This window comes from Longibacter sp., from assembly GCF_051155795.1.
GTDB lineage: Bacteria > Bacteroidota > Rhodothermia > Rhodothermales > Salinibacteraceae > Longibacter.
Map to the genome: position 1 here is coordinate 1 of NZ_DAXETW010000054.1, position 15,275 is coordinate 15,275.

The following is a 15,275-nucleotide window of genomic DNA, read 5'->3' on the forward strand; positions in this document are numbered from 1 at the left end:
ACGCGCGTCATCCGTCCTGCACATCCGACTCATCGTCGACCGGCGTGCCCTGAGGCGTGCCGGCGGCCAGCTCGGGCGTCGTTGATGATGGCTCCGAGTCGACGTCGGACGCCGTATTCGGTGCTTCGTTCACCACGTCGGAGAGCGTCCCGGCAAGGCGTTGCAGTACCATTGTGACGTGCTCCGTGTCGGCGGTCGCCGAATCCCGCATCTGATGGAGCTCATCGGCGAGGGCGAGGGCCGTGATAACAGCCGTCGTCAGCTCGGCCTGCTCGGGGTGGGCATCTTTAAACGCCTCCATGCGCCGATTCACAAGCGCGGCCATCGTCCGAGTGTGCTCTTCATCTTCCTCTTCGACGCGGAGCGCGTACTCTCGACCCAGAATGTGGACCCGGATGGACTTCGTACTCGATTCTGCCATGGGCAGGGCGTCTGAACGGGCAAATGAGGCGGGGGAATGCCACGAGACGGATCGCGGCGACCGGTGCTGCTATTGACGGCGCCGGGACGACCGTCGGGGCTGAAGGCCGGGTGGGACGGTGCGCGGCTCAGAGGTGTAGTCGTCTCGGCACGGGCTTCGCTTCGACACCGAGGCGCCGCTTTCCTCTTCGGCGTCGTCGGGGTCCGGCACCTCGACCTCGAAGTCGCGATCCTCCGGCAATCCGTCCTGCAACAATGGAGCGTCGGACGCGGCGTTGTCTACGTCCTCGGATGCGCTCGTCGTTCCGTCTTCAGAGTCATCGGCTGGAGCAGAGGCATCCACCGTGTCGGACGCCTCATCCGGGACATGTGGCGCCTCAGGAGGGTTCTCCGGCCACTCCGAGGCAATTCCCGACGCCGGCGCGGTCGCCAGGTGGTCGTCAATCGCGTCGATAAACCGCTGGATGCGATCGCGAAGCTGGGCACGCTCGCCCTCAAGCAGGATAAAGGCGTCCTCGTCGGACACGTCCGGGCGCTCCGACAGCACGTCGATGCGCTGCCGCAGGCGGGCGTTCTCCGCGCGAAGATCACGAATGGTGTCAGCAGCAGCCTCTACTTCCTCACGCAGCGCCGCAACGGCCTCGCGGAACGGCTCGGGGACGTCGAGGTCGTCCGCGCCGGTCGACGGTGAGGTCGCGCCGGTCGCCTCGTCGGGCGACACGGGGCCGTCCGATTCAGACGATGGAGGCAGCGATGGGCGATGCGAGTCGGTCATGATCGCGATGGCGAGACGATTCGCCGGATCGGTGAGTCATACGCAGACCGGGCGCGCTCATGTCCGCGGGGCCGCATGCAGGTGGCGCTCACACGCGGACGGTCGGGGCATGAATGTGCGGCCTGAATGCAGCCGGGCCGACGCTTCAGTCTCCCTCGATCCATGGTCACGAAACGGGGATGCGTGCCCCGAAAGAGATAAAGAGCGGGGAAACGTCGGTCCTGTACAATAGGGCTTACGGGACGACAACTCAAGTTCTGTAGCGGATTCCCCGCGTCGAGTCGCGCGCGGCCCCGAACGGGTTCGATGCCGGAATCCGGTCGAAGGCGCTATTCCCGCAACTCCGCACCGAAGCGACGGGCCAGCTCCTTCATGGTGGCATCCATCTTCGTATCGACCTCGGCGTCGGTGAGCGTACGGTCGGCGCCGAAGCGTAGCGTGAAGGCAACGCTCTTCCGGGAGTCGCCCACCCCTTCCCCGCGGTAAATGTCGAACACGTCGGCGCCCTTCAGAAGCGGCGCGGCAGCCGTTCGGATGGCCTCCATCATCGGACCGACCGGCTGGTCGTCGGTCACCAGGACGGCCAGGTCGCGGTGCACGACCGGGAATCGGCTAACGGGATGGTATGCCGTGCGCGCATTCGGATCGACCGCCTCGACGAGCATATCCACATTCAACTCCGCAACGTACACGGCGTCCGCCAGGTCGATCTCCCCGGTAATGGAGGGGTGGACCTGCGAAAGGGTGCCGAGGAAACGATCGGCGGCGTGCAGGTTTAGGCGGTGGATTGTCGGCGCAGCGTCCGTGCCCGGTTTCTCCGTCTCGTGCCGCGTCATGGACACATCGTCCAGGTGCAGGTCGTCAAACAGCATTTCCATGACGCCTTTCAGGTCGAAATAGTCCGACGCCCGGACGTCGGTGTCCCATCCGCCCGGGGCGTGCGGCCCCGTCATCGCGACGAGCAGGGCTTCGTGCTCGCTGAACCCGTCCACGACCGGCGTTTCGTCCTCCTCCGCGCGGCGGAAAACGTGACCGGTCTCAAAGATGCGGAGGGCCTCCTGTCCGTGATTCCGGTTGTACTGCATAACGCGGAGGGCACCGGGGAGGAGGCGCGGCCGGAGGGCGGCCATCTCCTGGGAGATGGGATTCCGTGTTTCGACAACGGGTACCGGCGCGTCGCGACCGGGCGTGACGGCAAAGCGCTCGGCTTCCTCCGTCCGGAGCATGCTGTTGGTGTAGATCTCACGGAAGCCCCGGCCTTTCAGGAGCGTCCGTACCCGATGCCGGAGCGTCTCCTCCGGGCGGCGTCGCGGCGTGATGTTCGGGATGGGCACGCGCGCCGGCTCGGGGATGGCGTTGTAGCCGTGGAGCCGGGCGACCTCCTCGATCAGGTCCTCTTCAATAGAAACGTCCGGCCGCCACGTCGGGATCTCGCAGACCAGGGTAGTGCCCTCCTCGGACACGGTGAAGCCGACGGACTCGAGGTAGTCGGTCGCTTCATCTTGAGCCAGCTCGACGCCGAGGACACGTGCGAGTCGGTCCATGCGGAGTGTGGCGGTGCGAGGGGCGGGCGGGTTCGGGTGGGCATCGACGCAGCCGGGCACAATTGTGCCCCCGCCGTGCTCGGCGATGAGTTGAGCCGCCCTGGCAGCGGCCCAGCGTTGTCCGTCGCGGTCCACGCCGCGCTCGAAGCGGTACGACGAGTCCGTCTGAAGCGACAAGGCCTTGGCGGTCTTGCGGACGGTGGACGGGTCGAAGTACGCGCTTTCGATGAGCACGTCCGTCGTCTCCTCTGACACCTCGGTGTCGGCGCCACCCATAACGCCGGCCACGGCGACCGGTCGCTCGGCATCGCAGATGAGGAGGGTGCCTTCGGGCAGCGTCCGTTCCTTATCGTCGAGCGTCGTGAACGTCGCCTCCCCGTCGGACGACCGCACGACGATTCGATTGCCGGCCAGGGCATCCAGGTCGAAGGCGTGGAGCGGCTGCCCGACCTCGTGCAGGACAAAGTTGGTGATGTCGACGACGTTGTTGCGGGGGCGAAGGCCGATCGCAGAAAGCCGGCGTTTCAGCCAGAGCGGCGACTCTTTCACCTCAACGTCGCGCACGACCATGGCCACGTACCGCTCGCAGCCGTCGGCGTCCTGGATGTCGACGCTGACCTGTTCGGCGGCGGCGCCCCCTGTAGGGGGCAGATCGACCCCGGGACGGCAGAGCTGCCGTCCGTTGATCGCGGCCACATCGCGCGCTACTCCGATGTGGCTGGCGGCATCCGGGCGGTTGGGCGTCAGGTCGATGTCGATGACGGCGTCCCGCGGTTGGACGTTGCGATCGGCCAGGTACTCACGGAACGGGCGACCGACCTCGGCCTCCGGATCCAGCACCATGATGCCGGCATGGTCGTCGGAGAGCCCCAGCTCATCCTCCGCGCAGATCATGCCCCGCGACGATTCCCCCCGGATGCTTCGTTTGTCGACCGTGATCGCGTTTCGCGCCTCCGGATCGTCCCGGTCCGGCAGGTAGAGCGTGGTTCCGACCGTCGCTACCGGCACCTTCTGCCCGGCCGCGACGTTGTCGGCGCCGCATGCGATCTGCAGCGGGGCCTTCCCGCCGACGTCGACGTCGCACAGCACCAGCCGGTCCGCATCCGGATGGTCCCGCACCTCCAGCACCTCCCCGACGACCACCCCTTCCAGGTCCGACCCGAGCGGTGAGATCCCGTCCACCTCCAGTCCCGCCATAGTCAGCTGCTCCGCGAGCGCCTCCGGCGACTCCTCCAGGTGCACGTACCGTTCCAACCAGCGATAGCTTATGTCCATTTTCTAGGTCTGGCGTATCCGTAAAGTCGAAAAAAGAGGTTATCAGTCTCGTCGGGGTTGCGATCCGCGAGGGATGTAGTGTCGAATGTCGAGTAGCGAGTGTCTCGGCACCTCATAAAACCCCTGGCGTAATCGAAACCGCCGATGTGAAGCCCTTCCGCCGAGAGACATCATGTCGTTTCCGATTTCCCCCATCGAGGCAGACAACGTTACACATCCGCACTTGGGTGGGTCTTGAACATAAACGGTCTCAATCCTCCCGACCGGCAGTAGATGAAGTCTCTTCAGAATCGATCCAAAGCCTTTGCTCTTCGAGCCATTCGTTTCTGTCAGAACCTTCCATCGACACCCGAATGCCGCATCATTCGAGATCAACTGCTTCGGTCATCTACCTCCGTCGGGTCCAATTACCGAGCCGCATGTCGCGCTCATACCCGCAAGGCCTTCATCCATAAACTCTCACTTGTAGAAGAGGAGGCCGACGAGTCCGATTACTGGCTTGGACTGCTTTCGGATCTCAACATTGGAAACCCGGACGAAAGAGAGTGGCTCAGACAAGAGGCGGATGAACTAATACGGATCGTCGTGGCCTCGAAGCGAACGGCCCGATCCGGACACTAGCCCTTCGCCATTCAACACTCGCCATTCACCATTCGCCATTCACCATTCGCCACTCAACACTCGCCACTCAACACTCGCATTTCGCCCTTCGCATTTAGAGCTTCGAATTCAAAAGCGGCCCTTCGCATTTAGCCCTTTGTATTCGAAATTCGCCCTTCGCATTTCGAACTTAGAATTGATCCAGGAATCGCACGTCGTTCTCGTAGAAGGTCCGGATGTCGTCGATTCCGTAGCGGAGCATGGTCATCCGTTCGACGCCCATGCCGACGGCGTACCCGGTATACCGCTCGGGGTCGACGCCGGCGGAGCGGAAGACGTTGGGATGCACCATGCCGCAGCCGAGGATTTCCATCCACTCGCCGCCGTCCGCGTGGTCTGGCTTTTCGCCCCAGACGTCGACCTCGGCGCTGGGCTCCGTGAAGGGGAAGTAGCTCGGACGGAAGCGCAGCCGAACGTCCTCTCCGAAGAGGGCGCGGGCGAGTGCGAACAGCGTCTGCTTGAGCGCTGCCATGGACACGCCCTCGTCGACGTACAGCAGTTCGACCTGGTGAAACAGACAAAACGACTTGTACGAGATCGCCTCGTTGCGGTACACGCGACCGGGGACCGCCACACGGAGCGGCACGTCCTGCTCCTGCATGATGCGAATCTGTGCTGGCGAGGTATGCGTCCGCAGAACGGCGGGGCCGTCCTCCGCATCCGGGGCATCCTTCACGAAGAAGGTGTCCTGCATATCCCGGGCCGGATGATCCGGCGGGAAGTTGAGCGCGGTGAAGTTGTGCCAGTCCGACTCGACCTCCGGTCCCTCGTACGTTTCGAACCCGAGACGGCGGAGAATGCGGAGGATCTCGTTCAGCGTCTGCGTCAGCGGGTGGAGCGTCCCCCGGAAGTCGCGGCGCCCCGGGAGCGTCAGGTCAATATCTGCCGCTCCGCCCTGTTGCTCTCGCTGAAGCGATTGAAGAGCGGATTCCAGCTTCTGCTCCGCCATGGCCTTCAGGGCGTTGACGTTCTTTCCGAACGCGGGACGCTCCTCCGGTGGAATCTCGCTGATCTGGCCGAACAGATTGGTGATCGCTCCCTGCTTGCGACCGAGATACTGAATCCGAAACGCCTCGGCCTCTTCTTCGGACTCGATCGTTTCGGATTCAATCTGATCGCGGAGCGCGTCGATGCGGTCGTCGGACATGACGGACGGGGCGGTTGGTACGTCGGTAAGTACGGCAGGGGAACGGCGGGACGGAGCAACATACGAAAAATCCCGCCGGACCTGCGGTGGCAGGGGCGGGATTTCGTGCGGGTCGATGGGACGCACAGCATCGGCACGCCGGCATCCGGCGGCGATCTGTCGTCACGGCAGGCCAGACCTGCATCGGGTGCCGCGACCCCGGGCGGGGACAGCGACGTGCGTTGACTACTTCGTGGCGTGCTCCACGACTTTCTCGAACGCATCCGGATCGTGAACCGCGAGGTCCGCCAGCACCTTCCGGTTCATCTCAAGGTCCGACTTCCGGTACTGACCCATAAACTGGGAGTAGCTCACGCCGTGCTGACGGGAGGCCGCGTTGATGCGCGTGATCCACAGCTTGCGGAAGTTGCGCTTCTTCTGCCGGCGATCCCGGTAGGCGTACTGCAGGCCTTTTTCAACGGCGTGCTTGGCGACCGAGTAAATCTTGCTGCGACGGCCCCAGTAGCCCTTCGCCATGTTCAGAATCTTCTTCCGGCGGCGACGGGTGGCCGGTTTATTGGTTGCGCGAGGCATGAGTGACTTTCCTCAGTTCGATGGTGGATTGCAAGGGATGAACGTACGCGTGCGGCCGTACATCGACAACACGTGCATCGCGAAAAAACAGAAAAACAGGTCGTAAACAACGTGCGGGATGCGACACTTCAGCGCCCAGAGCTCGACCGGGCGTCCCGGATGGGTCTCTGGCTGTGCGGCCGAAGGGCACGTGCAGCACGTCGACGGCGCGGCCCGGTATACGCAGGGATTGCGCCTGTTGGGAAAAAGACATACACACGGCAGGGAGCACGCACGAGGCGCGCTCCCTACGCGGTATGCACGCCAGCTTTAGGGGGTTAACTGCTCAAGAGGCGCTTTACACGTTTCTCGTCCGCATCTGATACGGTCGTGTCCTTGCGGAGCTGGCGCTTACGCTTGGGATCCTTTTTCGTCAGGATGTGGCGTCGATACGCCTTCTTGCGCTTGATCTTGCCGCTGGACGTTTTCTTGAAACGCTTCTGGGCGCCGCTATGCGATTTTTGTTTTGGCATGGGCATCACTCCCCGGGGGGATGTCTGGTTCGGAGGCTGGCGAGCTCCCGCGAGCAATGCGGGACGTGTGTGTATGACACGTACGAGGGCACGTTCCGCCCCCTGGCGCCGGGCCTCCTCCACCTTCGGGGATATTCGATGAACCCCACGACTTCTTCATCCGATCGGTGCTGAACCGGACCGCTCGCCGCACATCCACACGAAAACGGCACAGCCGAACCTTCCGTGGGGGAAGATTCGGCTGCCTGCATGGGATCCGATGACGGGGACGGGGCTCCGACGCCGAAGCCGTCCCGCCGTCCTGAGGCCCTGCCGGCCTCAACGGGGTGCTACACTATTTGGTCTTGTCGGGCGCAAGGATTGTCACCATACGGCGACCCTCCATCTGCGGCGCCTGGTCGATCTTGGCGAGGTCTTGCAGTTCCTCGATCAACCGGCGGAGCAGATCCATACCCTGATCCTTGTAAATAATATCGCGACCACGAAACTGAACATAGGCCTTCACCTTGTTTCCGTCGTCAAGAAATCGACGGGCGTGGTCCACTTTGAAGTTGAAGTCGTGATCGTCGGTGCGCGGGCGGAAGCGCAGCTCCTTCATCTGCATCGACTTCGACTTCTTCCGCTGCCGCTTCTCCTTCTTCTGCTGCTCGTAGCGGTACTTGCCGTAGTCGATGACTTTGCACACGGGCGGATTCGCGTCGGGGGCAATCTCTACCAGATCGAGGTCATGCTCCCGGGCCCGCTTCAGGGCCTCGTCGGTCTCCACGACATCGTGGCTTCCGTCCGGCTCTACAACTCGCACCTTGCTGGCACGAATTTCTTGGTTGACGCGAACTTTGTCGGCGCTTGCGATAACGGTCTGTGCGTTTAATTCAGAGTTTGTGATTGCTTTGCGGTACAGGTACACGCAGCCCACCCTGTGAGGTTTCCGTTAAGATAGGAGAAAGCCCGGTCCCTCTGCCTCGTGCAGTTTCGCACACACGGTGAGCGGTATCGCACGGGCGCGAGCATCAGAATGGGCCCTGAGCGCTTTAGAACGCAGCTTCGGCCGAAGGTCGGCTCCTTGCCCGTGCTTGAAACAGACCAACGCCCCGTCTCACTCGCTGCTCGTCTGTACGATGCCTTCCGTCCCGCCCTTCCCGCGCGCTTCGTCTCGTACTCACAGTTCGCCTGTCTACCGGCAACGCATCCGCCATACCGTCCCCGCCGCCGGCTGCCTTGCCGTCCTGCTGTTCCTCATCGCCTTCGGCTCGTCCACGGTATCTGCTCAACCGGCCGACCCGGCTGAGCACGTCTCTTCGACGGAGCCCTCCACCTCATCCCTGAGCTCCCCACCGCAGACGATCGCCTTTACCGGCGGCGCCTGGTACGACGGCACCGGCTTCGTCAACGACCCGCTGTACATCGAAAACGGCCGGTTCATCGCCGAACGCCCCGCCAGCATCGATACGACGATCGCCCTCGACAGGCACTTCGTCGTGCCACCCTTCGCGGAGGCACACACGCACCGCATCGACCAGAAGGGGACGCTCGAAGGGGCCGTCGACGCCTACCTCGCAGACGGCGTCTTCTATGTCGCCAACCTCAACAACATCCCGGCCTTCGCCAATCCACTGCGCGACACCCTCGACCGGGAGAACACCGTCGATGTCGCACTCGCCCACGGCGGATTCACCAGCCCGGGCGGACACCCGCAGCCGCTCTACGAACGGCTTGTCGACCGCGGCATCTACAGCGACTGGACCAAGGAGCAACTGGCCGGCCAGGCATTTCATGCCGTCACCAACAGCGAAGAGCTCCGCACAGCCTACGAGACGATCCGTGCCGACGAGCCGGACCTCATTAAGGCCTACCTTATGTTCGCGGAAACGAAAAACGCATCGGGCCTCACGCCGGCGGTGCTGGCAGAGCTCGTGGAGATGGCCCGCACCGACGGCCTTCGCGTCAGCGTCCATGCTCAGAGCGCCAACGACATGCACATCGCTGCGGAGGCCGGCGCCCACCAGATCGCCCACATGCCGCCGATGCCTTTCCAGCACGACGACGGCGAGAAATGGTACCTCATCCCGGATTCCACCGCGCAGCTTCTGGCCGAGCGCGAGGTCTCGGTCGTCACCACCACAGTGCTGGCAGATGGATTCGACGACGGGGAGCGGAAAGAACGCGTCCGATCCATTCAGCGGGAGAACCTGTCGACGCTCCACGATGCCGGCGTGCACCTCTTGGTTGGCAGCGATACCTGGGGCACCGGGCAGAACGAGGCCCTGTACCTGCACGGCCTTGACGTCTTCGACAATCAGACGCTTCTGCGCCTGTGGACGGACACCGGCCGATCGATCTTTCCTGATCGCGCCATCGGACGCCTTGCGCCGGACCACGAGGCCAGCCTGCTTGCCCTCACCTGCAACCCGCTGAGCGACTTCACCTGCGTCGAAAAGATCGATCTCCGGATCAAGCAGGGATACGTGATCGAGCTCCCGCCGCAGACCACAAGCTCGCCGTAGGACATGCATACCCGATTGAAGAGCGGGCCGGCAATCATCATGACCTGCCCCCTGTTGCGCGTCTTCGGACGTCGCAACGGACGACGCCCGGTGCAGCCGCATCTCAATACTCTCCGCGGGAGATGCCGCCGACGCCGGGCGTTTCTGTCTACGTACCGTGCATCCAGGCCATCGCCGTTCGCGTGAAGGATGGTGCCATCCGGGCCGGCGTGGCAGAGCGCGATGAGGGAGGGGGTTTGGTGTTCAGGTGTCTGGGTGTTTGCGTGTATGTGGAATTTGGATCCCAGTGAAGGTCGCAACATCGGGGTGACTGCACGATCTCACCCGTTCTCCGTGTCCCTCTTCCCCATCTCCCCCTACCCGATGGCGGCCTCCACCTCCGCCGTGACCTGCTGCACGAAGTCGCCCGCGGGAATGACGTCCTGCTCGCCGCTGCCGTGGGCACGGACCGCGACCGTTCCGGCCTCCGCTTCGCGACCGCCGACGACCAGCATGTACGGCACCTTCGAGGTCTCGGCCTGACGAATCTTGTAGCCGACCGTTTCATCCTTGTCGTCGACCTTCACGCGAATGTCCTCGGCGCGAAGCTTCGATGCGACCTCCTCGGCGTACGCGTTGAAGTCGTCGCTCACCGGGATCACCTGCACCTGCACCGGGGCGAGCCAGGTTGGGAAGTTTCCGCCACAGTGTTCGATCAGCACACCGATGAACCGCTCGAGCGAACCGAACGGCGCACGGTGAATCATCACGGGCCGCTGCTTCTCGTCGTTCTCATCGATATAGGTCAGGTCGAATCGCTCCGGCAGGTTGTAGTCGACCTGGATGGTCCCGAGCTGCCATTCCCGGCCGAGCGCGTCTGCGACCATGAAGTCGAGCTTCGGCCCGTAGAACGCGGCCTCGCCGGTCTCCTCACGAGCCTCCAGGCCCTTCTCGGCCACCGCCTCCCGGATGGCCTGCTCGGCCTGGTCCCAGAGCGCATTGTCGCCAACGTATTTCTCTTTCTGCTGCGGATCCCGGAGGGAGATCTGCGCTTCGAACTCGTCGAAGGAGAGCGCGGACAGCACCTTGAGCGTCAGATCGATCACGCTCTTGAACTCGCCTTTGACCTGGTCGGGCGTGCAGAAAATGTGCGCATCATCCTGGGTGAAACCCCGGACGCGGGTCAGCCCACCCAGCTCACCGCTCTGCTCGAACCGGTAGACCGTGCCGAACTCTGCCAGCCGGACCGGCAGATCCCGGTACGAGTGCATGTCGTGGTCGTAAATCTGCGTGTGGTGCGGGCAGTTCATCGGCTTCAGGAGGTAGCCGTCTTCCTCCTCGTCCTCGGTGTCCTCGCCCTCGAACAGCATCGGCGGGAACTGGCTCTCCTTGTAATAGGGATAGTGCCCGCTGGTGCGGTACAGATCGAGACGGCCGATGTGGGGCGTGACGACCGGCTCGTACCCGGCCTTGAGCTGCTCCTGTTTGAGGAAGTTTTCCAGCGTCTCCCGAAGCTGGGCTCCTTTCGGCAGCCACATCGGCAGGCCCGGGCCCACTTTTTCCGCGTTGAACGTGAAGAGGTCAAGCTCTTTCCCGAGCTTCCGGTGATCGCGTTCCTTTGCGAGGCGCCGCCGCTCGAGGAATTCTTCCAGCAGCTTCTGCTTCGGGAAGGTGATCCCGTAGATGCGGGTGAGCTGCTTGTTGGACTCGTCGCCGCGCCAGTAGGCACCCGCGACGCTCAGGAGCTTGGGCGCCTTGATATCCCCGGTCGACGGGATGTGAGGGCCACGGCACAGGTCGGTGAACTCACCCTGCTCGTAGAAGGTGATGTCGCCATCGTCGAGCGCTTCGATTAGCTCCAGCTTGTATTCGTTGCCGACGTCCTCGTAGTAGGCGACGGCCTCATCTTTTGTCACCTCCCGGCGGTCGTAGTCGACGTCGCGACGCGCGAGATCGAGCATCTTGTCCTCGATCTCGGGAAAGTCGTCTGACGAAATTTGATGCTCGCCGGGGTCGATGTCGTAGTAAAACCCCTGGTCGATGGGCGGGCCGATGGTAAACTTGATGCCCGGATAGAGCTCCTGCAGAGCCTCGGCCATCAGGTGGGCCGACGAGTGCCAGAACGTTTCCTTCCCCTCCTTGTCGTCCCACGTCAGTATGGCGATGTCCGCGTCCTCCGCGATCGGGCGGGTCAGGTCCTGAACGGTGTCGCCCACCTTGATGGCAAGAGCGGCACGGGCGAGTCCGGCACCGATGCTCGCGGCCACGTCGTAGCCCGTCGTGCCGGCAGGATACGAACGCTCGGATCCGTCGGGGAGGGTGAGGGTGATGGTTTGCTGGTCAACTTCAGCCATGGCAGACGGGCGAAGAGATGGGTGCGGAAAGGACGAGCGAGCAGGAGGCAACGACATGGATGCACAAAAAAAGCGCTCCGCCGGGAGGGACGGAGCGCCAGAATCAACGCGTGCAGCGCACAGAGCAGGCTGCAGAATGGGTCCATCTCTCACGGGCAGGGGTACACGGGGCCGAAGACCGGCGTTCGCGTTGTTGCCTGAACGGTGAGAAGAACACCCATCGTGCGATACAAATTGGAAAGGTTCTGTGGGTCTAAGTGGATTCGAACCACTGACCTCTACGATGTCAACGTAGCGCTCTAACCAACTGAGCTATAGACCCGCCGAGTGGGGACACGCCCCCGAGCGTTTTTCCTCGGGATACACGTCAATGCTCAAAACCGGGATAGGATTCCATCCTTTTCCATTTCACGGAAACTTTCGCCGTCCGGTTCGAAATGCTCAGGGCGACCGCTTCACAGCAAACGCCGGGGAGCGAGACAGGGACGCCGGTGCGACGCAGTCCGGTCCCTCCGGGCACGTGTAGACCGTATACCGCAGGTGAAACTGGCCGGAGAGCCATCCAACCGGGGCGCCGTCGTCACGCCAAATCGTGGGACCCCGCAGGCGAAGCGTATCGCGTCGCTCGGCGTCGGGTGCAACGGCGATGCGCTGCCCCATCCCCGCACATGCCCAGACGGGGCCGTAGGCGGAGGCTTCTCCGTTGCTCCCTTCGACCAGGAAAACCGGCGCGGTCGTATCGGCACCGCACGGTTCAAGGTAGAGCGTATCGGCCCGTTCGTTATGGTATCGAGCGATCACCGAGAACGCGAACTGCTGACGGTCACCGCCGTCCCTTTCGGCCTCTGCCAGGTACGACGCCCGGTCCGTCGTGAGGAAGGAGCTGTTCGTGTCGGTCTCCTGCGTCTCCGCAGCCGTCAGCTCCGGCCCGGCTTCGTCTCCGTCGCACCCGGTACCGGCCCCTACGATCGCCGCGAGCATCACGGCGAGGAGGAAGCGAACCGAGGTTCGGAAAGGGTGTCCCCGGGCCGGAAGCGGCACGGAACCGGGACAACGAATGCGAGCCAACGACGTCGAACGTAGCATAGCAGCCGGGAGCGAAAGCCATGATCGGGAGAGACCGGACGGTCTGCCGGGCGTCGTTACGGCGAGCCGGAGTGTGCCGACTGTGCCCGGATGGAGCCCCCCGCGTCGTGCACCTGAACGGGGACGCCCTGGAACTCGGCCGGGATCGACTTAATCACATCGAGGTCGCGCGAGGCGACGTAGACGACGATGCAGTCCTCGCCGTCGGCTTTTCCCTGCCCGACAGCCTCGACGCCGTTCCAGTCCATCCACTGGTCCTGGGCCGACCGGAGCGCGTCCTGTATCTTAGAACTCATGGTAAGAAGGAGGTAGTAAGGGTAAACGACTCTGAAGGATGGTATGCGCGCTCTGGCGATATTGAAAACCGGCCTGCGCACCCGGGGTCACCGCACAGCGACCGGAAGCCGCCCACCCAGCCGAACGATCGAAAGACCGTCCGCCGGGCGGGCCGACTCCAGCCCGGGCTCTAGAACTCGTGAATCCGAACGCGCAGGAGCGACTGCACGAACAGAATGTTGTTCAGGACCGTGACGGACGGGGATCCCGCAAAAAGGAGCCCGACCGCACGCTCATTCAGGTCCAGCACGAGGCTGCCCGAGTCTCCTCCCGCACTCATTCGCGTGGTGAGGATCTGCCGGGCGAATCGCGCAACACGGCCGCCACCGTAGTTCACGTCGACCGTCGCGTTGATGCTTGTGATGCGACCGGTCGTGTAGTTCGTCGTCCGGCCGGTCTTTTGCACAATCGTTCCGACGGTAGGCGCCGTGTACAGGTCTTTGACGTACCCGATCCAGAAGATCTCACGGCTGATCGTATGGAACGGCGCCTCCGCAATGGCCGCATCCACGAAGTTGAGCGGTGCCGACGTCCCCGTCCGGAAGCGGATTGGAATAAACCGGCTGAGGCGACCAATCATGTCGCGAGGTAGACGACCGCCGTCGAACGCGCCCGGCTGCAGAATCGGGTCGCCGATGTTGGCGTTGTTGCTATTCGCGATGACGTGATTGTTGCTCAGGATGTAGTACCGCTGCGGCACGCCGGGGAACGGCGAGAGGTCGTAGCAGCACGTCCCGATGGTCCCGGCCGTCACGCGCGGGTGCCCCACGCTGAAGCCGCCGAGGGCGGGACGCACGCGCTGGCGCAGTTGCTCGGGCGCCACCTCGCGTTGCGGGCGGATCAGACGGCGACGAGTCCGCATCGGACGGGCGACCTCGTCGAACGTCATCGTTTCCTCGTACTCGTCGGCCAGCTCCGGTTCGCCCCGCGCCCCGTCGCCGGAATCCGTCCGGAGCGGCACCTCGATGTCCGGCGCGAACGCCGCGCCGGCGGTGATGGTGCCAACCTCTACGACGTCTACCGCTTTCTTCCCGACATCGCCGGACTTAACCATGTCCTCCTTCAGAAGCATTTCGGGCGGAAGCTTCTGGTCGACGAACACCTGTATCGCCGGCTCGCCCGTGTCCTCGCCGTCGACCACTTTCGTGCCGAGGCCGACGCCGACGACGTTGGCTTTTTGAAACAGCGCATCCTCGTTCTTTTGCTGGACTTCCGCGAGTTCGCGGAATCCTTCGGGTGTGGTTTGTTCGATCATTGCAGTCTATGGAGTTGCTCGTTAGAGATGTGAGATGTGAACCATGCACCGCGGGGGCTCGCGAAGCCCACTCCCTGAAAGCTTCGCCGGCGCATCCCCACCGTCCGCGCACGCTGGCCCGCGTGCTCCTGTCCACGGCCATCCACGGCATCGTTGCGGGAGGGAGGCGATCTCTAACTGACGTCGACACGATCGGAAAGACATGACGGAGACCCCCGACGGACGAGCGGTCCGGAACCGACCGTCGATGACCGACCGGCCGTCCCTTTCCCCTCCCGAGGCTCCCCGCGATACCGTATCGTGCATCCCTCACTGGACGGCGCCCGGCCCGCAAACGGTGCGGGCTATGAGCGCAGGGCACCGGAGAAAGACGTAATACCTCCGGTTCCGGACGGAACGGGCCAATAACATGCTAACATCTCCTATCGCGCGTATGCGTTTCGGCTCGTTCCGCGCCTCTACCAAAACCTGCAGGCGAGCTAGGAGAACGTCGCAGGCATGTTCGTACTTCTAAGGACGGCCTTGTCCGTTTATCTCCTTCTCCAGCCATCATTCTCCTGCCGCTATGGAGCTCGATCCGGTTCACTCGCACCCGTGGGACGTTACCACCGACGATGCTCGAGCCATCCAGAACGACCTGGCTGCATCGGTGCGCCGGTGCTCCCTTCAGGTCACCTATGATCGGCCCGTTCGGACGATTGCCGGGATCGACGTTAGCGTCCGGGAAGAGACCGCACAGGCCGCCGTGAGCGTGCTTTCCCTTCCCGACCTGTCCGTGGTCGCCGAAGCGGTGCACCGCTGTCCGACGCCCTTCCCGTACGTGCCCGGCTACCTCAGCTTTCGCGAAATGCCCGC

14 protein-coding genes and 1 tRNA gene are annotated in these 15,275 nt (G+C 63.5%); 3 read left to right on the plus strand and 12 right to left on the minus strand.

What is annotated here, in order from left to right; all coding sequences use genetic code 11:
• Positions 1 to 7: 7 nt before the first annotated feature.
• The 3 genes from ACFCU0_RS06440 to pheT all read right to left on the minus strand — a co-directional run bounded on the left by ACFCU0_RS06440 (position 8) and on the right by pheT (position 4,014).
• Entirely contained in the window at positions 8 to 421 is a 414-nt protein-coding gene (locus tag ACFCU0_RS06440) for a cell division protein ZapA (protein ID WP_434972843.1), read from the minus strand.
• Positions 422 to 490: 69 nt separating this feature from the next.
• Positions 491 to 1,195, minus strand: a complete 705-nt coding sequence (locus ACFCU0_RS06445) for a cell division protein ZapB (protein ID WP_434972844.1) — start codon at positions 1,193 to 1,195, stop codon at positions 491 to 493.
• A gap of 329 nt (positions 1,196 to 1,524) precedes the next feature.
• Positions 1,525 to 4,014: a phenylalanine--tRNA ligase subunit beta gene (gene pheT, locus ACFCU0_RS06450; protein ID WP_434972845.1), complete on the minus strand. Its 2,490-nt coding sequence runs from the start codon at positions 4,012 to 4,014 to the stop codon at positions 1,525 to 1,527.
• Positions 4,015 to 4,287: 273 nt separating this feature from the next.
• Here pheT and ACFCU0_RS06455 point away from each other — a divergent pair, with 273 nt between their 5' ends.
• Positions 4,288 to 4,635: a four helix bundle protein gene (locus tag ACFCU0_RS06455; RefSeq protein WP_434972846.1), complete on the plus strand. Its 348-nt coding sequence runs from the start codon at positions 4,288 to 4,290 to the stop codon at positions 4,633 to 4,635.
• Between the two features lie 169 nt (positions 4,636 to 4,804).
• Here ACFCU0_RS06455 and pheS read toward each other — a convergent pair whose 3' ends face one another.
• The 4 genes from pheS to infC all read right to left on the minus strand — a co-directional run bounded on the left by pheS (position 4,805) and on the right by infC (position 7,813).
• Entirely contained in the window at positions 4,805 to 5,821 is a 1,017-nt protein-coding gene (gene pheS, locus ACFCU0_RS06460) for a phenylalanine--tRNA ligase subunit alpha (protein ID WP_434972847.1), read from the minus strand.
• Between the two features lie 225 nt (positions 5,822 to 6,046).
• A complete protein-coding gene (gene rplT / locus ACFCU0_RS06465) occupies positions 6,047 to 6,394 on the minus strand; it encodes a 50S ribosomal protein L20 (RefSeq protein WP_434972848.1) in 348 nt (115 codons plus the stop codon).
• Positions 6,395 to 6,711: 317 nt separating this feature from the next.
• Positions 6,712 to 6,906, minus strand: a complete 195-nt coding sequence (gene rpmI, locus ACFCU0_RS06470) for a 50S ribosomal protein L35 (RefSeq protein WP_434972849.1) — start codon at positions 6,904 to 6,906, stop codon at positions 6,712 to 6,714.
• A gap of 334 nt (positions 6,907 to 7,240) precedes the next feature.
• Positions 7,241 to 7,813, minus strand: coding sequence for a translation initiation factor IF-3 (infC, locus tag ACFCU0_RS06475; RefSeq protein ID WP_434972850.1), 573 nt, complete (start codon positions 7,811 to 7,813; stop codon positions 7,241 to 7,243).
• Positions 7,814 to 8,024: 211 nt separating this feature from the next.
• On the opposite strand from infC, the gene ACFCU0_RS06480 reads away from it, so the two are divergent.
• Positions 8,025 to 9,410 (plus strand): amidohydrolase family protein, encoded by a 1,386-nt coding sequence (locus ACFCU0_RS06480; RefSeq protein ID WP_434972851.1) that lies wholly within the window; start codon positions 8,025 to 8,027, stop codon positions 9,408 to 9,410.
• Positions 9,411 to 9,766: 356 nt separating this feature from the next.
• On the opposite strand, the gene thrS is transcribed toward ACFCU0_RS06480, so the two are convergent.
• The 5 genes from thrS to ACFCU0_RS06505 all read right to left on the minus strand — a co-directional run bounded on the left by thrS (position 9,767) and on the right by ACFCU0_RS06505 (position 14,420).
• A complete protein-coding gene (gene thrS, locus ACFCU0_RS06485; protein WP_434972852.1) occupies positions 9,767 to 11,743 on the minus strand; it encodes a threonine--tRNA ligase in 1,977 nt (658 codons plus the stop codon).
• A gap of 248 nt (positions 11,744 to 11,991) precedes the next feature.
• Positions 11,992 to 12,065: transfer RNA gene (locus ACFCU0_RS06490), tRNA-Val, on the minus strand.
• A gap of 119 nt (positions 12,066 to 12,184) precedes the next feature.
• Entirely contained in the window at positions 12,185 to 12,784 is a 600-nt protein-coding gene (locus ACFCU0_RS06495; protein ID WP_434972853.1) for a hypothetical protein, read from the minus strand.
• 101 nt (positions 12,785 to 12,885) lie between these two features.
• A complete protein-coding gene (locus tag ACFCU0_RS06500; RefSeq protein ID WP_434972854.1) occupies positions 12,886 to 13,125 on the minus strand; it encodes a hypothetical protein in 240 nt (79 codons plus the stop codon).
• 170 nt (positions 13,126 to 13,295) lie between these two features.
• Positions 13,296 to 14,420 carry a serine protease gene (locus tag ACFCU0_RS06505; protein WP_434972855.1) on the minus strand — a complete coding sequence of 375 codons (1,125 nt, stop codon included), beginning with the start codon at positions 14,418 to 14,420 and terminating at the stop codon, positions 13,296 to 13,298.
• 565 nt (positions 14,421 to 14,985) lie between these two features.
• Between ACFCU0_RS06505 and ACFCU0_RS06510 the strand changes: the two genes are divergently transcribed.
• The coding region (locus ACFCU0_RS06510; RefSeq protein WP_434972856.1) for an endonuclease V at positions 14,986 to 15,275 on the plus strand (290 nt) is incomplete at its 3' end.